Source organism: Mycolicibacterium sarraceniae (genome assembly GCF_010731875.1).
Lineage (GTDB): Bacteria > Actinomycetota > Actinomycetes > Mycobacteriales > Mycobacteriaceae > Mycobacterium > Mycobacterium sarraceniae.
This window is the reverse complement of the sequence record NZ_AP022595.1, coordinates 3,666,335-3,688,508: the sequence shown is the minus strand read 5'-3', so window position 1 is coordinate 3,688,508 and position 22,174 is coordinate 3,666,335. Positions and strand designations below refer to the sequence as shown.

General features: G+C 66.8%; 19 protein-coding genes and 3 pseudogenes. 7 read left to right on the top strand and 15 right to left on the bottom strand.

The genetic code is table 11. The annotated features are described in order from the left end of the window. Nucleotides 1-4: 4 nt before the first annotated feature. Genes G6N13_RS18450 through pheS form a run of 8 tightly spaced genes read right to left on the bottom strand, consistent with a single transcriptional unit; the run spans nt 5 to nt 9,292 of the window. Nucleotides 5-490 (bottom strand): arginine repressor, encoded by a 486-nt coding sequence (locus G6N13_RS18450; RefSeq protein WP_163699287.1) that lies wholly within the window; start codon nt 488-490, stop codon nt 5-7. After that, nucleotides 487-1,413: an ornithine carbamoyltransferase gene (gene argF, locus G6N13_RS18445; protein ID WP_163702292.1), complete on the bottom strand. Its 927-nt coding sequence runs from the start codon at nt 1,411-1,413 to the stop codon at nt 487-489. The genes G6N13_RS18450 and argF overlap by 4 nt, the downstream gene beginning before the upstream one ends. A 2-nt stretch (nt 1,414-1,415) precedes the next feature. Continuing rightward, nucleotides 1,416-2,582: an acetylornithine transaminase gene (locus tag G6N13_RS18440; RefSeq protein ID WP_163699285.1), complete on the bottom strand. Its 1,167-nt coding sequence runs from the start codon at nt 2,580-2,582 to the stop codon at nt 1,416-1,418. Next, on the bottom strand, nt 2,579-3,451 hold the full coding sequence (argB, locus tag G6N13_RS18435; RefSeq protein WP_163699283.1) for an acetylglutamate kinase: 873 nt from the start codon (nt 3,449-3,451) through the stop codon (nt 2,579-2,581). The genes G6N13_RS18440 and argB overlap by 4 nt, the downstream gene beginning before the upstream one ends. Continuing rightward, nucleotides 3,448-4,671: a bifunctional glutamate N-acetyltransferase/amino-acid acetyltransferase ArgJ gene (gene argJ / locus G6N13_RS18430; protein WP_163699281.1), complete on the bottom strand. Its 1,224-nt coding sequence runs from the start codon at nt 4,669-4,671 to the stop codon at nt 3,448-3,450. Before argJ ends, argB begins: the two co-directional genes overlap by 4 nt. Further along, nucleotides 4,668-5,702 carry an N-acetyl-gamma-glutamyl-phosphate reductase gene (gene argC, locus G6N13_RS18425; protein ID WP_163699279.1) on the bottom strand — a complete coding sequence of 345 codons (1,035 nt, stop codon included), beginning with the start codon at nt 5,700-5,702 and terminating at the stop codon, nt 4,668-4,670. Before argC ends, argJ begins: the two co-directional genes overlap by 4 nt. A 51-nt stretch (nt 5,703-5,753) precedes the next feature. After that, nucleotides 5,754-8,249, bottom strand: a complete 2,496-nt coding sequence (gene pheT / locus G6N13_RS18420; RefSeq protein WP_163699277.1) for a phenylalanine--tRNA ligase subunit beta — start codon at nt 8,247-8,249, stop codon at nt 5,754-5,756. Next, nucleotides 8,249-9,292, bottom strand: a complete 1,044-nt coding sequence (gene pheS / locus G6N13_RS18415; protein WP_163699275.1) for a phenylalanine--tRNA ligase subunit alpha — start codon at nt 9,290-9,292, stop codon at nt 8,249-8,251. Before pheS ends, pheT begins: the two co-directional genes overlap by 1 nt. Before the next feature lie 394 nt (nt 9,293-9,686). Here pheS and G6N13_RS26225 point away from each other — a divergent pair. Beyond that, a pseudogene (locus G6N13_RS26225) lies at nt 9,687-10,107 on the top strand (glutamate synthase-related protein); the annotation flags it as partial. Here G6N13_RS26225 and G6N13_RS18405 read toward each other — a convergent pair. Further along, nucleotides 10,077-10,768, bottom strand: a pseudogene (locus G6N13_RS18405) (rhomboid-like protein); the annotation flags it as partial. The pseudogenes G6N13_RS26225 and G6N13_RS18405 sit on opposite strands and share 31 nt — an antisense overlap. Nucleotides 10,769-10,777: 9 nt before the next feature. Continuing rightward, nucleotides 10,778-11,668 (bottom strand): adenylate/guanylate cyclase domain-containing protein, encoded by an 891-nt coding sequence (locus tag G6N13_RS18400; RefSeq protein WP_163699273.1) that lies wholly within the window; start codon nt 11,666-11,668, stop codon nt 10,778-10,780. A 132-nt stretch (nt 11,669-11,800) separates the two neighbouring features. Between G6N13_RS18400 and G6N13_RS18395 the strand changes: the two are divergent. After that, nucleotides 11,801-12,526, top strand: a pseudogene (locus tag G6N13_RS18395) (oxygenase MpaB family protein). 12 nt (nt 12,527-12,538) lie between these two features. Next, nucleotides 12,539-13,774 (top strand): acyl-CoA dehydrogenase family protein, encoded by a 1,236-nt coding sequence (locus tag G6N13_RS18390; protein WP_163699271.1) that lies wholly within the window; start codon nt 12,539-12,541, stop codon nt 13,772-13,774. Between the two features lie 225 nt (nt 13,775-13,999). On the opposite strand, the gene G6N13_RS25345 is transcribed toward G6N13_RS18390, so the two are convergent. Beyond that, nucleotides 14,000-14,305, bottom strand: coding sequence for an FAD binding domain-containing protein (locus G6N13_RS25345; protein ID WP_235677813.1), 306 nt, complete (start codon nt 14,303-14,305; stop codon nt 14,000-14,002). Here G6N13_RS25345 and G6N13_RS18380 point away from each other — a divergent pair. Then, entirely contained in the window at nt 14,304-14,525 is a 222-nt protein-coding gene (locus tag G6N13_RS18380) for a hypothetical protein (protein ID WP_163694293.1), read from the top strand. The genes G6N13_RS25345 and G6N13_RS18380 overlap by 2 nt on opposite strands. Nucleotides 14,526-14,701: 176 nt before the next feature. Here the strand turns inward: G6N13_RS18380 and G6N13_RS18370 are convergent, their stop codons facing one another. From G6N13_RS18370 to infC, 4 genes are read right to left on the bottom strand one after another with little or no spacing between them, the layout of a single operon-like run. After that, nucleotides 14,702-15,430 carry a TrmH family RNA methyltransferase gene (locus G6N13_RS18370; RefSeq protein ID WP_235677811.1) on the bottom strand — a complete coding sequence of 243 codons (729 nt, stop codon included), beginning with the start codon at nt 15,428-15,430 and terminating at the stop codon, nt 14,702-14,704. Nucleotides 15,431-15,480: 50 nt separating this feature from the next. After that, nucleotides 15,481-15,870: a 50S ribosomal protein L20 gene (gene rplT, locus G6N13_RS18365; RefSeq protein WP_011780528.1), complete on the bottom strand. Its 390-nt coding sequence runs from the start codon at nt 15,868-15,870 to the stop codon at nt 15,481-15,483. Nucleotides 15,871-15,918: 48 nt separating this feature from the next. Continuing rightward, nucleotides 15,919-16,113: a 50S ribosomal protein L35 gene (rpmI, locus tag G6N13_RS18360; protein WP_163699268.1), complete on the bottom strand. Its 195-nt coding sequence runs from the start codon at nt 16,111-16,113 to the stop codon at nt 15,919-15,921. A 12-nt stretch (nt 16,114-16,125) separates the two neighbouring features. Continuing rightward, nucleotides 16,126-16,728 (bottom strand): translation initiation factor IF-3, encoded by a 603-nt coding sequence (gene infC, locus G6N13_RS18355; protein ID WP_163702288.1) that lies wholly within the window; start codon nt 16,726-16,728, stop codon nt 16,126-16,128. 304 nt (nt 16,729-17,032) lie between these two features. Here infC and G6N13_RS18350 point away from each other — a divergent pair, with 304 nt between their 5' ends. The 3 genes from G6N13_RS18350 (at nt 17,033) to G6N13_RS18340 (ending at nt 22,171) form a co-directional block, all read left to right on the top strand. After that, on the top strand, nt 17,033-17,377 hold the full coding sequence (locus G6N13_RS18350; protein ID WP_163699266.1) for a DUF1844 domain-containing protein: 345 nt from the start codon (nt 17,033-17,035) through the stop codon (nt 17,375-17,377). Nucleotides 17,378-17,422: 45 nt separating this feature from the next. Beyond that, the gene (lysX, locus tag G6N13_RS18345) at nt 17,423-20,713 is read left to right on the top strand and encodes a bifunctional lysylphosphatidylglycerol synthetase/lysine--tRNA ligase LysX (protein WP_163699264.1); all 3,291 of its coding nucleotides are present in this window, start codon (nt 17,423-17,425) and stop codon (nt 20,711-20,713) included. An 87-nt stretch (nt 20,714-20,800) separates the two neighbouring features. After that, nucleotides 20,801-22,171, top strand: coding sequence for an alpha/beta hydrolase (locus G6N13_RS18340; RefSeq protein ID WP_163699262.1), 1,371 nt, complete (start codon nt 20,801-20,803; stop codon nt 22,169-22,171). Nucleotides 22,172-22,174 lie beyond the last annotated feature (3 nt).

Genomic DNA, 22,174 nt, shown 5'->3' with positions numbered 1-22,174 from the left:
TTCGTTAGTGGATGGTCTCGAACATGGTGGCCAGTTGGGCGCCGGTCATCGGCTCGCGGGCCACCACCAGGATGGTGTCGTCGCCGGCTATCGTGCCGACGACATCGGGCAGCGCTGCCCGATCGATCGCGCTGGCGAGGTAGTGCGCCGCGCCCGGCGGGGTACGCAGCACGGCTAGGTTACCGCTGGAGTCGGTGGCCACCAGCAGGTCCCCGAGCAGCCGCGAGACGCGCTCGGTGCCGCCGGATACCCCGCGCACCGGGCTGCCGTCCTCGGGCACCACGTAGACGCCGACGCCGCCGTCGGCCCCGCGCAGCTTGACCGCGCCGAGCTCCTCAAGATCGCGCGATAGCGTCGCCTGCGTGACATCGATACCCTCGTCGGCCAGCAGTGCCGCCAGTTCGCTCTGGCTGTGTACCGACTGCGAGGACAGCAGCGCCACGATCCGGGCCTGGCGACCGGCTCGGGTGGTGCTGACCTCACTGGTCATCGCGCCTGCTCCAGCAGCCACACCAGCAGTGCCTTCTGCGCATGCAGCCGATTCTCGGCCTCATCCCACACCGCACTGTGCGGGCCGTCGATCACCTCATCGGTGATCTCATGTCCCCGATGCGCCGGAAGGCAATGCAGCACAATGGCTTCGGAATCGGCATGACCGAGCAGACCGGCGTTGAGCTGGAACGGCCGGAACGGACCCACTCGATCCAGTCCGTCGTTCTCCTGCCCCATCGAGGTCCAGGTGTCGGTGACCAGCACATCGGCACCCTTGGCACCGGCCACCGCATCCGATGTCAGCGTGACGGTGGCACCGGTCTGTTGGCCGCGATACTCAGCGGCGGCGACGAACAGCGGATGCGGCTCGAAACCGGTCGGAGCGGCGATCGTGACGTGAATGCCTGCGGTCACGCCGCCGAGCATCAGCGAGTGCGCCATATTGTTGGCACCGTCGCCGAAGTAGGTCATCCGCAGCCCGGCCAGTGCTCCCTTGCGTTCAGCCAGGGTCTGCAGGTCGGCCAAGACTTGGCAGGGATGGAATTCATCGGACAGTGCGTTGACGACGGGAACCGTTGCCCCCGAGGCCATCGCGTTGAGCCGCTGCTGAGCGAAGGTGCGCCAGACGATGGCGTCGACGTAGCGCGACACCACCCGCCCGGTGTCCTCAAGCGTCTCTTCCCGGCCCAACTGGGTGGCGCGGCCGTCGACCACGACGGCGTGTCCACCGAGTTGGGCCACGCCGACCTCGAAGGAGAACCGGGTGCGAGTGGAGTTCTTGTCGAAGATGACCGCCACACCGCGCGGGCCCTCGAGTGGGCGCCGGCTCATCGGGTCCTTCTTGAGTTCGGCGGCCAGCGCCAGGATTTCGGCCTGCTCCTCAGGGGCCAGGTCGTCGTCACGCAAGAAGTGCCTCAGGATGCTCATTGCGCCGCCTCATCCAGAATCGCCGGTAATGCCGTCAGGAAATCATCGATCTGAACTTCGGAGATGATCAGCGGTGGGGCGAGCCGGACCACATCCGGCGCGGCCGCGTTCACCAGGAATCCAGCTGCGCGAGCCGCGGTTTCGACTGCCTTGCCCTGTGGTGCGGTCAGCACGACGCCGCGCAGCAGACCCCGGCCACGGACATGATCGACCAGCGGATGCGCCAGCGACTCGATGCCGTGGCTGATTGTCTTGCCCAGCAAGTCTGCGCGGTTGACCAGGTCTTGGGCGGCGAGCACCTTGAGTACTGCCAGTGCGGCCGCGGTGCACACCGGGTTGCCGCCAAAGGTACTGCCGTGCAGCCCGGGGGTGAGTAGGTCCGCGGTGTCACCGACGGCCAAGCAGGCTCCGATCGGTAGTCCCCCACCGAGACCCTTTGCCAGCGTCACGATGTCAGGGGTGATGCCGTCGTGTTGGTGGGCGAAGAAGGCGCCGGTGCGCCCGACGCCGGTCTGGACCTCGTCGAGAACCAGCAGCGCGCCGTGCCGACTGGTGATCTCGCGCGCCGCGACTAGATAGCCCTCCGGCGGCACGACGACGCCGCCCTCGCCCATGATCGGTTCGAGGAACACCGCGGCCGTTTCATTATCGACAGTGCGCGCAAGTTCTTCAATGTCCCCGTACACCACATGGGTGACATCACCGGGCAGCGGCTCGAACGGCGCCTGCTTGGTGGGCTGTCCGGTCAGAGCCAGGGACCCCATCGTGCGGCCATGGAAAGCGCCTTGGGCGGCAACGAGTTTGGTGCGCCCGGTCAGCCTCGTGATTTTGAAGGCGACCTCGTTGGCCTCGGTTCCGGAGTTGCAGAAGAACACCCGCGCCGGGGCGTCGAGCTGGTCGACGAGTGCTTCGGCCAGCGCAATACCGGGCTCGGTGGCATACAGATTCGAGGTGTGGCCCAGGGTGTTGAGCTGGGCGGTGACGGCCTCGACGATCGCCGGGTGGCGATGGCCGAGGATATTGACGGCGATACCGCCGAGCAGATCGAGGTAGGTTTTGCCGTCCTCATCGGTCAACACGGCACCGTCACCGCTGACCAGCGCCAGCGGCGGAGTGCCGTAGTTGTCCATCATGACGTCGGACCATCTCTCAGTGAGCGTCATGAGGGAACCACCTTCGTGCCGGTGCCTTCGTCGGTGAACAATTCGACCAGCACACCGTGTTCGACACGACCGTCGATCACATGCGCGCTGGGCACCCCGCCCTCGACTGCCCGCAGGCAGGCCTCGATCTTGGGGATCATGCCGGTTTCCAGGTTGGGCAGCAGCTCGGTGAGCGTATCCGTGTCGATCTGGCTGACCAGTGAATTCCGGTCGGGCCAACTGGTATAGAGGCCTTCGACGTCGGTGAGCATCAGTAGCTTCTCGGCGCCCAGCGCCTTGGCGACCGCAGCGGCGGCGGTGTCGGCGTTGATATTGTGCACCACGCCGTCGACATCGGGGGCGATGGTGGAAATCACCGGAATACGGCCGGCGGCAATGAGATCCAGTACGGCCGCGGTGTTGACGTGTTCGACGTCGCCGACCAGGCCGATATCGGTGAGCACCCCGTCGACGGTGACCCCACGACGCACCGCGGTGAGCAGCTGCGCGTCCTCACCGGTAATCCCAACGGCGTAGGGCCCGTGGGCGTTGATGAGGTTCACCAGTTCGCGGCCGACCTGGCCGAACAGCACCATCCGGGCGATGTCGAGCACCTCGGGGGTGGTGACCCGGAAGCCGCCCTTGAATTCCCCTGCGATACCGAGGCGTTTGAGCATCGCGCTGATCTGCGGTCCGCCGCCGTGGACGACGACGGGGTGGACACCGGCGTTACGCAGAAACACCATGTCATCGGCGAACGCAGCCTTGAGCCGATCGTCGGTCATCGCGTTACCGCCGTACTTGACGACGACGATCTTGTCGTGCAGCTGCTTGAGCCAGGGCAGGGCCTCGGCGAGGATCGCGGCCTTGGCGTTCACGGTGGCGGTCATGAGCTGTAGGCCGAATTCTCTTCGACGTAGGCGTGTGACAGATCCGTGGTGCGGATCGTCGCCTGCCCATCGCCGAGCTTCAAGTCGACGGTGACGTCGATATCGACACCGGACAGGTCCACGTCACGAGCGCCAGAGGTGCCGACACCATCGACACACACCGGGAAGCCGTTGAACGACACTGTGATCCGTTGTGCATCGATCTCGAACGGCACCATTCCGACCGCCGCCAGCACCCGGCCCCAGTTGGGGTCGGACCCGAACAGCGCGGTCTTCACCAGGCTGTCGCGTGCGACGATCCGGGCCGCGATCACGGCGTCGTCATCACTGGGCGCGCCGGTGACGGTGATCGCGATCCGCTTGGTGACACCTTCGGCGTCGGCCTGCAGCTGCGCGCACAGGTCGTCGCACACCCGCAGCACCGCGGCGTCCAGATCTTCTTGGCTGGGCGCAATTTCGCTGGCCCCGGACGCGAGTAGCAGTACGGTGTCATTGGTCGAGCAGCTGCCGTCGACGTCGAGGCGGTCGAAGGTCTTGGCGGTGGCCCGTCGCAAGGCGGTGTCCAGAGCGGCGGAGCCAGCGACCGCATCGGTGGTCAACACGACCAGCATGGTGGCCAGCGATGGCGCCAGCATTCCGGCACCCTTGGCCATGCCGCCGACGGTCCAGTTCTGCCCCGACTCGATCGAGTGATGCAGCGCAACCTGTTTCGGCACGGTGTCGGTGGTCATGATTGCGCGGGCGGCTTCCTCGCCGCCGGTGAGTCCGCCGCCGAGTTCGTGGACGATCTCGGTGACCCCTGCCAGCACCTTGGCAAGAGGCAGCCGGTCACCGATCAGACCCGTTGAGCAGATCGCAACCTCGACCGGACCGGTCTCGGTGCCCCATTCAGACAGTGCGGTGGCGACCGCTTCAGCGGTGGCGTGGGTGTCCTGGAACCCACCCGCGCCGGTGCAGGCATTGGCCCCACCGGAGTTCAGCAGCACCGCACGCAGCCGGCCGGTGGACAGAACCTGCCGGCTCCACAGCACCGGGGCCGCCTTCACCTGGTTGCGGGTGAACACCCCGGCCGCCGCACAGTCGGGGCCTTCGTTGAGCACCAGCGCCAGATCCAGCGCACCAGAAGCCTTGATGCCCGCGGCAATGCCCGTCGCACGGAAACCGGCGGGGGCGGTAACCCCCTGGGTCCGAACCAGTCTGGCCTGATCAACACTTGTCACGGTGCCACCCCCACGATCGACAGTCCTTCGGTCTCGGCCCAGCCCAGCGCCAGATTCATCGACTGCACCGCCGCTCCGGCGGTGCCCTTCACCAGATTGTCGATAGCGCACACCGCAACCAGAACGCCGGCATCGGCGTCAACAGCCACGGCCAGTTGCGCGGCGTTGCTGCCGATGACCGCGCTGGTACGGGGCAGCTGGCCCTCAGGCAGCAGATGAATGAAGTGCTCCGCGTCATAAGCTTTTTCGTAGGCCGCGCGAATCTCGGACACCGACGCCTGGGTGCGGGCGGTGCAGGTCGCGAGGATGCCGCGCGACATCGGGATCAGCACCGGGGTGAACGACACGGTGACCGCACGATCGGTCACCGCACGCAGACCCTGCGCGATTTCCGGCGTGTGCCGATGGGCCCCGGCGATGTTGTAGGCCCGCGCTGCACCGATCACTTCCGAGCCCAGCAGGTCGACCTTGGCCGCGCGCCCTGCACCCGATGTACCGCTGACCGCGACGACGGTGACAGCCGGCTCGACGAGGTCCGCGGCGACCGCGGGCAGCAGGGCCAGCAGGGCGGCCGTCGGATAGCAGCCCGGCACGGCAACCCGGGTGGCACCGCGTAGCCGGTCCCGGCCACCGGGTAGTTCGGGCAGTCCGTAGGGCCAGTTGCCGGCATAGGGAGTTCCGTAGAACCGCTCCCACGCCACGGAATCGGTCAGCCGGAAATCGGCGCCGCAGTCGATGATCACGGTGTCATCGCCGAGCTGTTCGGCCAGCGCCGCGGAATGACCGTGCGGCAGGGCCAGGAATACCACGTCATGGCCGGCCAGGACATCGAGCTCGGTGGGCCCGAGCACCCGGTTGGCCAGCGGCAACAGATGCGGATGATGCCTGGACAGGTGGGTGCCCGCACTGGCGGCGGCGGTGAGCGCACCGATGGTCAGGCGGCCCTCTGCATAGGCCGGATGCCCGAGCAACAAGCGCAGAATCTCACCGCCGGCATAGCCGCTGGCGCCGGCAATCGCCACCGATGTCATGCGACCAATTCTGCATGGTTATGCATAATGATGCAAATACATTCCCTGGGGTCAGGCGCGCTGCACAGCCCCGACCGCGGCAGCAGCCGCGGCCACCGCGGCGTCGCGGGCGGCACTGGCTTCGTCCTCGGTCAGGGTCCGGTTAGCGGCCCGGAAGCGCAACGCCAGTGTCAGCGATTTGCGATCCTCGCCGATCTGCGGCCCGGTGTAGACGTCGAACAGCGCCACATCCTCCAGCAGCTCCCCAGCGCCGTCACGCACCGCGTCCACGACGGCCTGGGCGGCGACGTCACCGGCCACCACCAGGCTGACGTCCTGGAACACCGCCGGGAACGGCGAGACCCGCGGGGCAGGCAGCGCCTCGGGGATCGGCACCGCATCGAGATCCAACTCGACGGCGCAGGTGCCCTTCGGCAAGCCTGAGCGTTCGATCACCGCGGGATGGAGCTGCCCGGCGTGGCCGACCACCCGTCCGTCGACCAGGACCTCCGCGCAGCGCCCCGGATGCCACGGCAGGAACTGCGCGGCACGCAACGTCACGTCCACCCCGCAGGCGCGGGCGATGATCCGCACCGCCTCGAAGGCGTCGGCCGCCTCGACCGGGCGCCCCGGGCCCCACGGTCCGCGTGGCTCCCGCAGTCCGGTCAGCACGGCGCCGACATGGACGGGCTGGCTCGGCAGCGAGGCATCCAGCGCCGCGATCTCCTCATCGCTCGGCCGGCGATGGGTCGGGATCAGCTCGACGCCCTTGGTCTGTTCGGTGGGGTGCACGACCTGCGCGATAGAGAACAGGGACACGTCGACGAAACCACGGGAAACGTTGCGGGACAACGCTTCCAGCAGTGCCGGCAGCAGTGTGGTGGCCAGGTGCGGCCGGTCGGCCTCCAGCGGGTTGAGCACCGCGGTGGTCGCACGCCGCGAATCATCGTTGGCCAGACCCCACTGATCGAAGATCCCGGCCGGAAGGAACGGCGTGGGCAACACCTCGACGTACCCCGACAGGCCCAGCGATTTACCGACCGCGCGGCGCCGCTTCTGGCCGGCCGTCAACCCGCGCCCGGCGGGGGCGGGGGGCAGCACCGACGGGATCTTGTCGAGCCCCTCCAGGCGCAGCACCTCTTCCACCAAGTCGGCGGCCTGCACCAGATCGGGTCGCCAGCTCGGTGGGGTGACCACGAGAACGGCGTGATCGGCGTCGTCCTCGGCGACAGCGGCACCGATCTGCGTCAGCCGCTTCACGGCGGCGCCGCCCTCATACTCGACGCCGGCAATCCGGTCGGGCAGATCGAAACGCATCCGCACCGGCGCCGGCGACCAGTCGTCACGCGGCGGGTCGCCGCGCCAGTCGGTCAGCGTAGGTTCGGCTGTGCCACCGGCGATTTCGGCGAGCAGCGCCGCGCATCGGTCCACGGCGGCCACCGATATAGCCGGGTCCACCGAACGTTCGTAGCGCCGGCCCGCCTCGCTGACGAGGCGCAGGCGGCGGATCGTGCGGGACACCGCGGCGGGGTCCCAGACCGCGGCCTCCAGCAGGATGTCGGTTGAGTCATTGTCGATCTCGGTGGTGCCTGCGCCCATAACGCCACCGATGGCAGCGGTCGCGACGTCGTCGACGATCAGAACGTCGGCCGGATCGAGGGTGCGTGTGATGTCGTCGAGGGTGACGACGGTCTCCCCCGGCTTGGCGAACCGAACGATGAACTCGCCGTTGATCCGGCTGCGATCGTGGGCGTGCATCGGGTGGCCGATTTCGAGCATCACGTAGTTGGTGACGTCGACGGCCGGTGAAATCGGGCGAATGCCGGAAAGCATCAGCCGGCGGCGTAGCCACCACGGCGACTGCGCCTTCGGGTCGATGCCGGTGACCGGGCGCACTGCGAAACGGCTGACGCCGGTGCCGGATTCGACGGTGACCGGCAGCGCTGGGCCCTCGATGGGCAGCGCGGGCACGTCGGCGGGGTCAACGAAATTCAGGTTGTATGCGCAGGCGATCTCACGGGCGATACCCCGCACCGACATGCAATAACCCCGATCCGGGGTGACCGCGAGATCGAAGATCACATCGTCGAGACCGAGTACGTCGATACCGGAGGCACCCGGCTCCGCGGTTCCCGGCGGCAGCACCATGATCCCGGAATGGTCGGCGCCCAAGCCCAATTCGGCGACCGAGCAGATCATTCCGTCGGAGAGCCGGCCATAGGTCTTGCGGGTGGCGATGTGAAAGTCGCCAGGCAGTGTGACACCGGGCAGTGCCACAACCACGAGGTCGCTGACTGTGAAGTTCGTTGCCCCGCAGACGATATCGCGGTCACTCCCTTCGCCTACATCCACCTTGCACGCGCGGATCGGCTTCTTGAACTCGGTGAGTTCCTCTATGGCGGTGACTCGCCCGACGGTCAGCGGCCCGCTGACCGGTCCGAGGGTGATGATGTCTTCGACCTCGTGGCCGACGCGGATCAGCGCCTGCTCCAGATCGGGTGGCTCCACGTCCCAACCCGGTGCACCGCGCTGGACGACCTCACGTAGCCAGCTGTACGGAAGACGCATCAGACTCCAACCCCGAACGGCAGCGAGAACCGCACATCACCCTCGACCATGTCGCGCATATCGGGAATGCCGTTGCGGAACTGCAGGGTGCGCTCCAGGCCCATCCCAAAGGCAAAGCCTGAGTAGATCTCCGGGTCAATACCCGCGGCGCGCAACACATTCGGATTGACCATGCCGCAGCCTCCCCACTCGACCCAGCCGGCACCGCCCTTTTTGTTTGGGAACCAGATGTCCACCTCGGCCGACGGTTCAGTGAACGGAAAGAAGTGCGGCCGCATCCGGGTTCGCGCGGTCGGCCCGAATTCCGAGCGGGCGAACGCGTCCAGGGTGCCGCGCAGGTGCGCCATCGTCAGGCCACGGTCCACCGCGAGGCCCTCCACCTGGTGGAAGACCGGAGTGTGGGTGGAGTCGAGCTCATCGGTGCGGAAGGTGCGGCCGATCGAGACGATGTAGACCGGCAACTCCCGGTCGAGCAGGGTCCGCACCTGCACCGGCGAGGTGTGGGTGCGCAGCAGCTGCCGCGACCCCTCCGGGGCGATGTGGAAGGTGTCGGATTCGCTGCGCGCCGGATGGTCCGGCGGGAAATTCAGCGCGTCGAAGTTGAACTGCTCGGTCTCGACCTCGGGGCCTTCGGCCAGCTCCCAGCCCATCGCGACGAAGGTGTCGGCGATGTGCTCAGCCAGGATCGTGATCGGGTGCCGGGCCCCGATGGGCTCGCGGGTCGAAGGCAATGTGACGTCGATAGCCTCGGCCACCAGAACCGCCGCGTCACGTTCTGCGCGCAATGCCGCCAGCCGCTCGTCATAGCCCCGCTGGGCGTCCCCGCGAGCGACGTTGACCAGTTTGCCGGCCGCGGAGCGGTCCTCCTTGGGCAGGCTCGCGAGAGCCTGGCGGGCCAGAGCTAGCGGCGCGCGGTCACCTAGGTGCTCGGTCCTCGCGCGAGCCAGCGCGTCCAGGTCGGCGGCCAGCGCGAAGGCATGCCGGGCCGCGCTGACGGCGTTGGTCAACGATTCCTGCGACAAGTCGACGGGTTGGTCACCCACGCGGCGCGACGCTCCTTTTCGGAAAACCGTGGCTGTTCGCACCACGGATGTGACGCAAGTGCCGATCATAGGTGATGCCAGAATGACGCCTCGCAGGCATTTCACCCCATGGACGCCCAATGCTCAGAGCCCTCGCAATCACAGCCGTGTGGGTAGTGGCGCTGGTTCTGGCGCGACTGTCACTGGGATTCAGCGCGTGGTGGTGGCTGTTGGCGGTGCCGGTCGCAGCCGTCGCGGCACTGGGCACCTGGGACCTGCTGCAAACCAGGCATACGATCCTGCGGCCTACCCGGCGCTCGGACACTTCCGATTCCTGGCCGAGGCACTACGCCCCGAGATCCGCCATACTTCATCGAGTCGAATACCGAGGCCACCCCGTTCGATCGCGAAACCCGTGCAGTTCATCGCGACGTTGCGCGGACTGTCCGGCGGTAAGCCGATCGGGTTCAAGTTGTGCATTGGGGCACCGAGGGCGGAACTGGTTCGGCCCCAAAGGAATTCGAGGAACACGTCGGTATTCCGCTGACCGGGGGGCTGATGCTGGTGCACAACGCCCTGGTCGGGACTGGGCTGCGGAGCCACGCACGTCGGGCAAGGCGGCCAGTGGGGTGGACATCGTCAGCCGGATCTGCCAGGGCCCGGATTTCACGATGTCAGCACCGGCGATGATGCTCGCGGTCGGTTGTATTCAGGCACTGAAGTGCCGCACCTATGCCGAAATCTAGGCCTGGCTGATGCCCGGCGAGCTGCTCGACGATCCGCCCGAGTCGTGGCGTTCGGATTGGATCGAGGCCTCCGCCGAGGAGTTCCGCTGAGCGAGTCGGGCGGCCACCAACGCGCCCAACACCCCAAGGCTGGCCGTCGTCAGGATCGACAGCCCGGTGTTAGCCATGATCAGGTAGCCGAACGACGCCGCCACCGCGAGTAGCGCGTAGCGCCGACGTTGGTGAAGTCACCGGCGCTGCTCGCCACGGCACCGACCGCCACCGCGAGCCACCAGCCGGTCCACACCGCACGCCATCGCTGCGGGATCGCGGCGGTCAGCGCGCCGAGAACGCCGACCGCGCCGTAGCTCATGCCGACGTCCGTGACATTGGCGATCGACCATGAGGTCAACCCGGCGGCCAGCGTCGCGGCCAGTCCGGCGGCGACCAACAGGGTGGCCCCGACGTGGCCGACGACGAACGCCAGCATCATTCGGCGGCTATGCCACAGCAATTCGGCCAGGCCGAGAATCGCGAACAGACCTGGCAGCCGCACGTAGATGGGTCCCCGGTCGGTGACGAACGCACTACCGATCAGTGTGCCCAGTTGGCCCTGACCGAGATTGTGCAAATTGGTGCTTGTGCGCCAGATGACCTGATCACGGACCTGCGGGCCGAGCGCCACTAATGCCACAGCTACCACCGTGAGGGCCGCGGAGTAGACCAACGTGACCCGGACGCGGTCCAGCCGCGACAGCAGTGCGAAAACCATTCCCACCTACTAAGCCTGGGCCTCGAGATCGTCCCCGTCGTCCTCGACTGGCAGATCCTTGCGGGTCTTGAGGCGGTACATCACCAGGTCGGTGGGTACCCCGGTTGCCCGCGGCGCGAAGACCTGGCGCCGGATCCGCTTGACCGTCACCCCCAGCGACTCGAGCTCATCGGGCTCGATCAGCTCCAACGTCTTCTCCGAGACGATCAGGCCGCCGCGGGTGGCGCGGTCCATCACCCGGGCGGTGATGTTGACGTCCACGCCGAGCCAATCCGATCCGATGCGCTGCGGGCGACCGGTGTGGACACCGGCGCGCATCCGCGGCGTATAGCCGTCCACCTCGACGGTCCGGACGGCGTCGCGGGCGGCCATCGTGGCCCGTACCGCGGTCGCCGGGTCACCGAACACCGCCATGATGCCGTCGCCCATGCGTTTGACAATGTGCCCGCCCGCGTCCAGCAGCGGAGGCTCGACCACTTGGGCGACGCGGCGCAGCAGTCGCAACGTGGCGTCGTCGCCGGCGGCGAGCGACCAACTGGAGAACCCGACGAGGTCGGTGAAGACCAGCGTCACCTCTCGGTCGCCCGGCCGTCCGGAGACGCGTTCGGTGAGCGCCTGCCAGAGCTGCAGTGTGGCCAAGCTCACCTCGCGGGTGGCTGCTTCTCGGTCACGCAGTAACCGGTCGGCGACTCGGGCGGCCGCGCGGGCACCCCCATCGCCGGCGGCCGAGAGCGGGTCACCGAAGTCGGGGTCGCCGGGCAGCACGCGGCGGGCACGACGAACCAGGGCGATGATGCCCGGATTGTGGTTGGTGTTGTGCCACCACGCCGCGGGCCCTCGCCCGGGTTGGTTGACGTCAACGAGGGAATCGGGTTGATCGTCGAACGGCTCGACGTCCACGAGATCCAGCCTAGGGAAAGGATTTCGGGCGAGCCAACTGTGTGACGCGGCCAACGTATCGCCATGTCAAACGTGTGGTCACAGCCTCGTCGCCGCCGTAGACAACACCCGTTGTCAGCCTTATCGTCATCGATGAGGTCAACGACGACCGCTCATCCCGCCACACCGACCCCGCTCGGGCCGGACTCGCTGACCTGGAGATACTTCGGCGACCCGCGCACCGGGATGCTCGGAGTGTTGATCCGGTCGCTGCAGAACATGTATCCGCAACTCGGCGCCGGAGTGCAAGATCATTCGATCCTGCTGCGTGAACCACTTCAGCGGGTCGCGCGCTCGGTCTACCCGATCATGGGCGTGGACAGCGCGGGACGGCGCTATCACGCGCTCGATCCTGACACGTTCTACTGGGCGCACGCCACCTTCTGCCTGCTGATCCTGAAGGTGGCCGAATACTTCTGCGGCGGGCTGACCGAGGCGAAAAGCGCCAGCTGTTCGACGAGCACGTGCAGTGGCACGCGATGTACGGCATGAGCATGAAGCCGGTGCCACAAACGTGGGAGGACTTCTGCGCGCACTGGGATCGGGTGTGTCGTGACGAGCTGGAGATCAACAAGGCGACGCTGAAGATCTTCGGCATCCGGATCCCGAAGCCCGGGACGCCCGGTGACGAGGTCGCCCTGCGACTGCCCGCTGGTCGAGGCACCCGGTTTTATGGCACCCCCTAAAGACCGCCGTGGCATGCCCATGCACTATGTCCCTCGACACAAGAGCCTCGTCGCCCGTGCGAGGTCGCTGGTCCACACAACGTTCTCACTTGCCGGTTTGCGGCCCGCCCGAGGACGTGCCGCCGCCGCCTGAACCGGAGAATCCATGATCGAATGGTCCGACGTCGATATTGCCGTGCGCGACGCTGTCCGCGAGTTCGTCGACAAAGAGGTGCGTCCGCATATCGACGAGCTGGAGAGCGGCGACCTGGAGCCGTATCCGATCGTCCGGAAGCTGTTCGCCACCTTCGGTATCGGTGAGATGGCTCGCGAATCGCTCGACAAGCGGTTGGCCCGGATGCGGGCCGGTACCGAGAAGAAGTCCAGCGGTGGCGGCGGCATGTTCGGTGACGGTGGTTCGGCCGGAATGGGTTTCGTCCTGATCAGTGAGCTGTGCCGGGTGAGCATGGGGCTGGTCACCGGGATGGGCGTAAGCCTGGGGCTGACGGTGCCCACCATCCAGAGCCGCGGAACGCTGGCGCAGCAGGAGCGCTGGCTGCCCAAGCTGGTGACCTACGAGAAGATCGGCGCGTGGGCGATCACCGAGCCGGATTCCGGTTCGGATGCGTTCGGCGGCATGAAGTCCTACGTGGTGCGCGACGGGGACGACTACATCCTCAACGGGCAGAAGACGTTCATCACCAACGGACCCGACGCCGATGTCGTCGTTGTGTACGCCAAGTTGGACGAGGGTAACGGTGCCGACAAGCGCGACCGCAAGGTGCTGACGTTCGTGCTGGATCGCGGTATGGAAGGTTTTGTCCAGGCTAAGCCGTTCCGCAAGATGGGGATTCACAGTTCACGCACCGGTGAGCTGTTCTTCAACAACGTCCGTCTGGGCCGCGACCGGCTGCTGGGCGAGACCGAGGAGAACAAGTCCGGCGATGGCCGCGACAGCGCCCGGTCGAGTTTCGCCGCGGAGCGTATCGGCGTGGTGTCGATGGCGCTCGGGGTGATCGAGGAATGCCTGCGGCTGTGTACCGACTACGCCAAGACGCGCACGTTGTGGGGCAAGGAGATCGGGCAGTTCCAGTTGATCCAGCTCAAGCTGGCCAACATGGAGGTGGCTCGAATGAATGTGCGCAACATGCTGTTCCGGGTGATCGAATGCGGGCAGACGGGTACTCCGATCTCGCTGTCCGAGGCGTCGGCGATGAAGTACTACTGCTCGCAGGCGGCCACCGATGTGGCCATGGAGGCGATCCAGCTGTTCGGCGGTAACGGGTACATGACCGAGTACCGCGTGGAACAGCTTGCCCGCGATGCGAAGTCGTTGATGATCTACGCCGGCAGCAACGAGGTGCAAATCACGCACGTGGCGAAGGGACTGCTCAGCCAGTGAGATCCAGGGCTCGGACGAGTGCACGGGGTACGGCGCCTCGTCCGAGCTGGACCTGCTCCGCAGCCGGAACTCGCCACGGTTTGACTGCCACTCCGCCCAGTGCCACTGATGCCGAGGCGACCACGTCGTCGCCCACCTCGACGCGGAGCATCCCCTGGCAGGGTGCGGAACTCGGCGATCGGAATCGCGTGAGCACCGTCCGGCCCCTGGGTATGCACGACCGCATCAAGAATCGCCAGCGCGACAGCCCGGCACCCGCTTGTTGCACCGACTGAACCCGGTCTGCATGAAGTAAGGAAATTGTTTGCGCTGCAACAGTTTTACGCCGACCGCGGCCATGTTGCACAGCTGCGTGGTAGCACCACTGAGGATCGCTTGTGCCAGCACAGGGTAATGGGTGCGGATCAGCGGGTGGGTGGCCAGCGCACTGTTGCTGACTCCGGCCCCGATGCGCACTCCACCCGACGCGGTGGCCGTCGCCGATGTCAGACCGAGGTGGCGGATGTCGAGGAGGGCAGGCGGTTGTGCCATGCCGTTTTTCATCAGATCGAAGAGTACCCACGGCGAGGAAGGCGCCCCCGGTGTCGAGAACCGAGCGGATCTCGCCGATCAGCTGCGCGGTGCGAGTGTCGGAGGGAACCTGCTCCAACAGCGCCGTGCCTACGCCGAATGCGTTCAATCCGCTCGCAGCCCCGGCCGCGACGATCTCGTCGCACAGCGGGTCGAGCTCATCGGCAACCGAAATATGTAGTGCGCGGATCTTCCGACAGTCGGTTCGCCAGTACGCATCCGGCCGACCCGGCACCTGCGACGATGTAGTCGTATTGGGTCGTCGTTCCCCCAGCTCCGTCGAATCGGGCTTTACAGATCACGCCCGAGATGTATCGCCGAGAAAGGCGGGACGGCTCATCAATCCGCTGAGGCTGATTACTGCCGCCGAAGCGACCGAGCACTCTCGTACATGCAGATGGCCGCCGCGGCGGCCACGTTCAGGCTCTCCGCACTACCCCACATCGGCACCCGGACGCGCTCGTCCGCCAGGGCCGCGACATCGGCGGAGAGGCCGTGTGCCTCGGATCCGAACAGCCACGCCGTCGGCCGGGTGAGATCTACCGCGTCCAGGGTGGTGTCAGCGTCCAGGGTGGTGGCGCGCACCGCCAATCCCGCCGACCGCAACGCGGCGACGAGCGCGACGGAGCCGGGAGCTTCGAGCACCGGCAGCGAGAAGATGCTGCCCGCCGACGCGCGCAGGCACTTGCCGTTGTACGGATCGACGCTGTCGTCGGTGAGCACTACGGCGTCGGCGCCCATCGCGTCGGCGATGCGGATCAGCGTGCCGGCGTTACCCGGCTCAGACGTCGCGACCGCGACGAGGACGAGCCGCGGGCGTGCTGCGAGAACGTCGGCGAGGGCGACATCCGGTGGTGCGCACACCGCGTACAACCCAACCGGAGTCACCGTGTCGGACAACGATTTCGCAGCTTTGTCCGTGATCGTGTGCACCGCGACGCCGGTGAGCAGATCGGTGAACCGCGCCAGGGCCGCGTCGGTGGCGAAGACCTCCACCACCAAGCCGCGGCGCACGGCCGCCTCGACAAGGTTGGCGCCCTCGACGAGGAACCTCCCGGCACGACGACGGCCCGCGAGTCGCAGCAACTTCGCTGCCGCGACTACACGGGCCGATCGCTCGCTGAGCGGGAGGTCTATCAGGCCGCCTCGCCCGAAGGAGCGTTGACGTCCTCCGGCAGCGCAGCCTTGGCCACCTCGACCAGCGCGGTGAACGCGGCCGGGTCACTGACGGCGATCTCGGCGAGGTTCTTGCGGTCCACCTCGACCCCAGCTGCCTTGAGCCCCTGAATCAGCCGGTTGTAGGTGATGTCATTGGCGCGGGCTGCCGCGTTGATGCGGGAGATCCACAGCTTGCGGAACTCGCCCTTGCGGGCACGGCGGTCCCGATAGGCGTAAGTCAGCGAATGCAGCTGCTGCTCTTTGGCTTTGCGGTAAAGCCGCGAGCGCTGGCCGCGGTAGCCCTTGGACGCTTTGAGTACTGTGCGCCGCTTCTTTTGGGCATTGAGTGCGCGCTTCACGCGTGCCATTGCGGTGTTCCTATTCTCGTTCGGTCAGAAGTTAACGGGTTACGGCGCTCAGCCGTTCAGCATCGCGTTGACACGCTTGGTGTCATTGGCAGCGACGACGGTGCGGCCGTCAAGACGACGAGTCCGCTTGCTGGCCTTGTGCTCGAGCAGGTGGCGCTTGTTCGCCTTCTGCCGAACGATCTTCCCGGTGCCGGTCTTACGGAACCGCTTTGAAGCGCCGCTATGAGTCTTGGCCTTGGGCATTGTTCCTCAGTTCTACGTGGTCTCAGGTGTTTCGGTGGGCTGCGGCTCGACCTGGCGCCCTGCGGGCACGTCGGCGTCATGCGCCGCCTTGGCGCGGGTCTTCGCGCCGCGGTGCGGTGCCAGCACCATCGTCATATTGCGCCCGTCCTGCTTGGCAGATGTCTCGATGAAGCCGTAGTCGGCGACATCGGCACCCAGTCGCTGCAGGAGTCGGTACCCGAGTTCGGGCCGGGACTGCTCACGGCCGCGGAACATGATCGTGACCTTGACCTTCGACCCCGCTTCGAGGAAGCGGATGACGTGACCCATTTTGGTCTGGTAGTCGTGGTCGTCGATCTTGGGCCGAAGCTTCTGTTCCTTGACGACGGTTTGCTGCTGGTTCTTGCGAGACTCCCGCTCCTTCAGAGCCGTCTCGTACTTGTACTTTCCGTAGTCCATGATTTTGCAGACCGGCGGTCTGGCATTCGGGGCTACTTCGACAAGGTCGAGATCGGCATCCGCGGCGACGCGGAGGGCGTCTTCGATGCGCACGATGCCTACCTGCTCCCCACCCGGTCCGATCAATCGGACCTCAGGTACGCGGATGCGCTCGTTGACGCGGGTCTCAGTGCTGATGGGGCCTCCCTGGCTCGTTTTCCTTTGTGGACCACCGCGGTGTCACACGCCGGGATCAGCCGGGAAGAATCCACGCCACCAGCAATTCTGCTCAACCGAACAGAAAGGCCCTGCACAAAGCAGGGCCCAATGCCGACCGATCACGGCTCGCGCCGTCTGCGAAATCGCAGAACAGGTACCGTTGCGGTACCTGCGACCGGAACCGCTCTACCTGCGGAAAGATCCGTGGCGAGCGGTGGGAGTGGGACTCCACTTGCTGTCCCTGGCGTACGCCGGGACGGTCGTGCGTGCCAGTCTAGCAGGCATGACGGACTCCAATGACACCCGCGATATCCGCGACCTGGCCGAGATTCCCGCCGTGGAGGTGATTACCCGCGCCGCGGTGATGCTGATGAGCGCCGCGGCCGAGAAAATCGGGCTGTCCTCCCCCGACCCCGACGCCAGCGAACACCGCGACCTCGACGAGGCCCGCCGGCTCATCACCGCGCTGGCCGGGCTGGTGACTGCGTCGGTGGAGTATCTGGGCCCGCACGCCGGCCCGGTTCGGGACGGACTGAAGAGCCTCCAGTTGGCCTTCCGGGAAGCCAGCGCGGCCCCTGATGAGCCGGGGAGCGGGCCGGGCGAGAAATACACCGGCCCCGTCGGGTAGCGCACCACAGACAATTCGCATCCCGAGGGAATATCCTCGCGGCCTATGACCGTCACCACAAGTCGGCCAACATCACGGTTCCGGTGGGTGCCCGCCGCAGCTGGCTGGATCATCGGCGTCATCGCGACCCTGTCGCTGCTGTCGAGCATGTCCACGATCGTCCGGCACCTCATCCGGATGCCCCGGGAGTTCATCAACAGCTACCTGTTCAACTTCCCTGATACCAGCTTCGCCTGGGCGTTCGTGCTGGCGCTGCTGGCGGCCGCGCTCGCGGCCCGCAAGCGCATCGCCTGGTGGATCCTCATCTTCTACATGGTGGCCGCGTCGGTGTGGAACATCACCGACCTGGTGAGCGGGGACGAAACGGCGGCTGTCGACGCCGGCGAGGTCATCGGCTTGATCTTCCACATCGCCGCGGCCGGTGCACTGGTCTTGGCCTACAAGGAGTTCTGGGCCCGGGTGCGCCGCGGGGCTTTGGTCAAAGCGGCCGCGGCCTTGGTGGCGGGTATGGCCGTGGGCACCCTGCTCGGCTGGATGGTGCTCGAGTTCTTCCCCGGCACCCTGGCCCGCGAGGACCGCTTCTGGTACGCCCTGAACCGCGTCAGCGCATTCGCCGGCGCCGGTGCCGAATCCTTCGAGGGCCACCCCCATACGTTCATCAACGCGCTACTCGGCCTGCTCGGCGCGCTGGCGTTGATGGTCGCCGCGGTCGTGCTGTTCCAATCCCAGCGCGCCGAGAACGCCTTGACCGGGGAGGACGAATCCGCCATCCGCGGCCTGCTGCAGTCCTACGGCAAGAACGACTCGCTGGGCTACTTCGCCACCCGCCGCGATAAATCCGTGGTGTTCGCGGCCAACGCCCGCGCCGCGATCACCTACCGCGTCGAGGTCGGCGTCTGCCTGGCCAGTGGGGATCCGATCGGCGATCCGCGCGCCTGGCAGCAGGCGATCTCGACGTGGCTGTCGCTGTGCCAGGACTACGGCTGGGCCCCCGGTGTGATGGGCGCCAGTTCTACTGGCGCCCAGGCCTATCGCGACGCGGGTCTCAACGCCCTTCAGCTGGGCGACGAGGCGATCCTCTATCCCGACCAGTTCCACCTGTCCGGCCCCGATATGCGCGCCGTCCGCCAGGCTGTCACGCGGGCCCGCCGCGCCGGTTTGACCGTGCGGATGCGCCGGCACCGCGACTTCTCGAAAGACGAGATGGCCGAGGTGATCGTTCGCGCCGACGCCTGGCGCGACACCGAGACCGAACGCGGCTTTTCGATGGCGCTGGGCCGGCTCGGCGACAGCGCCGACGGCGACTGCCTTCTGGTGGAGGCCGTCGATGGCGCCGATCAGGTGGTCGCGATGCTGTCACTGGTGCCGTGGGGCAACAGCGGGTTGTCGCTGGATTTAATGCGCCGCTCGCCGAAATCGCCGAACGGAACCATCGAGCTGATGGTCACCGAACTGCTGCAGAACGCCGAAGACATCGGCGTCAGCCGTATCTCGTTGAACTTTGCGATGTTCCGCGCGGCCTTCGAACAAGGGGCCCAACTCGGCGCCGGTCCAGTCGCCCGACTGTGGCGGGCCATGCTGGTGTTCTTCTCAAAATGGTGGCAGCTGGAGACGCTGTACCGCTCCAACATGAAGTACCAGCCACAGTGGGTTCCGCGGTACGCGTGCTACGAGGACGCCCGGCTGATCCCCCGGGTCGGCGTCGCCTCGGTCATCGCCGAGGGTTTCCTGGTGCTGCCGTTCTCCCGCCGCGGCAAGCAACACACCGGGCACTACTCGGCTGTGCCCGAAGACCTGGCCGCCTCCGGACGGCTGCACGCGGACGGCAGTGCGCCGGATCCCGACGAATCAGACGACGTCACGTCGGGACGCGGGCAACGCCTTCCCGATCAGGTCCGAGTCCGGATGGCCAAGCTGAAAACCCTGCGGCGCAATGGTGTCGACGCCTACCCGGTGGGCCAGCCGCCCACTCACACCGTCGCGCAGGCATTGACCGCCGACGACACTGTGACTGTGAGCGTCGCGGGCCGGATCCTGCGTGCTCGCGATTACGGCGGCGTGGTGTTCGCCCAACTGCGGGACTGGTCCGGTGACGTCCAGCTGCTGCTCGACAAGGCCGCCCTCGACGAGGCGTCCGAAGATTTCGCCGCCGTCGACCTCGGTGACCTGGTCGAGGTGACCGGGCACATGGGCTACAGCCGAAACGGCACCCGCTCGATATTGGTCCAGCAGTGGCGCATGCTCGGAAAATGCTTACGCCCCTTGCCGGACAAGTGGAAGGGCCTGCAGGATCCCGAGGCCAGAGTTCGGGCCCGCTACGTGGACCTCGCGATCAACGTCGGAGCCCGTGATCTAATCCGCGCCCGCAGCAACGTCTTGCACTCGATCCGGGAAACCTTGTTCACCAGGGGTTTCCTCGAAGTCGAGACACCGATCCTGCAGCAAATCCACGGCGGCGCCAACGCCCGCCCGTTCAAGACCCACATCAACGCCTATGATCTCGACCTCTATCTGCGCATCGCACCCGAGCTCTATCTCAAGCGGTTGTGCGTCGGCGGCGTCGAGCGAGTCTTCGAGCTGGGCCGCGCATTTCGCAATGAGGGCGTCGACTTTAGCCACAACCCGGAGTTCACCCTGCTCGAGGCCTACCAGGCCCACGCCGACTACCGGGTGTGGATCGACGGTTGCCGCGAGCTGATCCAGAACGCGGCGGTCGCCGCCAACGGTTCCGCCGTCGTGATGCGGCCCCGTGACGGTGCCCCCGATCAGCTCGAGCCGGTGGACATCTCCGGAACGTGGACCGTCAAGACGGTGCACGACGCCGTATCCGAGGCTCTCGGCGAACACATCGACGCCCAGACTGAGCTGACCGAGCTGCGCCGGTTATGCCACGCGGCGCGCGTTCCCTACCTGACGCACTGGGATTCCGGTGCGGTCGTGCTGGAACTCTACGAGCGGCTGGTGGAAGACAGCACCGAGGCACCGACGTTCTACACCGACTTCCCGACGTCGGTGTCGCCGCTGACTCGCCCGCACCGCAGCAAGCCCGGCGTCGCGGAGCGCTGGGACCTGGTCGCCTGGGGTGTCGAGCTCGGCACCGCGTACAGCGAGCTGACCGATCCGGTCGAACAGCGCCGCCGCCTACAGGAGCAGTCTCTACTGGCCGCGGGCGGCGACCCCGAAGCGATGGAACTCGACGAGGACTTCCTGCAGGCGATGGAATACGCCATGCCCCCGACCGGTGGTCTGGGTGTCGGCGTCGACCGGGTGGTCATGCTGATCACCGGGCGCAGCATCCGGGAAACCCTGCCGTTCCCGCTCGCCAAACCGCGTTAGCTGGGGCCAGGCGCCTCACAGCGACCGCCAAGGATTCTTGGTCACCATAGGTGCGTGACACCTGCTGATCACCAACACATTTCGCTGATGCACGGATGGTTGCCACTGACGGTGCAGATCCTGGCCGGGCTGGTTCTGGTGTTGGCCGTGGGGTGGCGAACGCGCCGCTGGCGGCGGGTGTGGCTGCCGCTGGCCGCGGTCGTCGGCATCGCCGCCGCGTGGTACGCCCAGTGGACCATCTCCGACGATGGCTTGTCCGACGATCCGGCCCCGCACCGGCTGTGGGTGTGGATCGCGGCGACCGCCCTGGCCGCGGTCGTCGCGATTGTGGGCTGGCGCGGTGCGCGCTGGTGGCGGCGGGGCGTGTCGGTGCTGGCGATTCCGCTGTGTGCGCTAGCGACCGCGCTGATGCTCAACGTGTGGGTGGGCTACTTCCCCACGGTGCAGACCGCATGGAACCAGATGTCCGCGGGTCCGTTGCCGGATCAGACCGATCGCGCGACCGTCGCCCAGATGGTGGTGCAGCATGCGATCCCCGCCAAGGGCACGGTGGTGCCGGCGACAATCGCCTCGGACGCATCGCATTTCGCGCATCGTCAGGAGTTCGTCTACCTGCCGCCGGCGTACTACGCCACCAATCCTCCACCCAAGTTGCCCACGGTGATGATGATCGGCGGGGAATTCAACACACCCACCGACTGGCTGCGCGCGGGCAACGCGATCAACACGATCGACGACTTCGCTGCTGCCCATCATGGCAACGCGCCGGTGTTCGTGTTCGTCGACTCCGGCGGGGCGTTCAACAATGACACCGAATGTGTCAACGGCCCGCGCGGCAACTCCGCCGACCATCTGACCAAAGATGTTGTGCCGTTCATGATCTCGAACTTCGGCGTCAGCGCCGACCGGGCGAACTGGGGCGTCGCAGGCTGGTCGATGGGCGGCACCTGCGCGGTCGATCTCGCCACCATGCATCCCGACATGTTCAGCGCCTTCGAGGACATCGCGGGTGACTACGCCCCGAACGCGGGCACCAAGGCCCAGACGATCACCCGCCTGTTCGGTGGTGATGCCAGCGCCTACGCGAACTTCGATCCAGCCACTGTCATCAGCAAACACGGTACTTACCAAGATATTTCGGGGTGGTTCGCCGTCTCGGGCAACCCGTCGGCGCAGCGGGCACCCGCACGGCCTGCTGGCTATCCCGGCAACCCGAACGCGGCCGCGAACGCGCTGTGCGGGGCAGCCAGCGGCACGGGTATCGACTGCGCGGTGGTCGCCGAGCCCGGCAAACATGACTGGCCATTCGCCGCGCGCGCGTTCACCAGCGCGCTGCCGTGGCTCGCGGGCCGGATTCACACGCCGGACGTCGCATCGATCGCCCTGCCGGGGCCACCGGTTCTGCCGCCTGGCCCGGTCACGATCGCGGCCGCGGGACGACCACCGGGAGTACGGTGATTG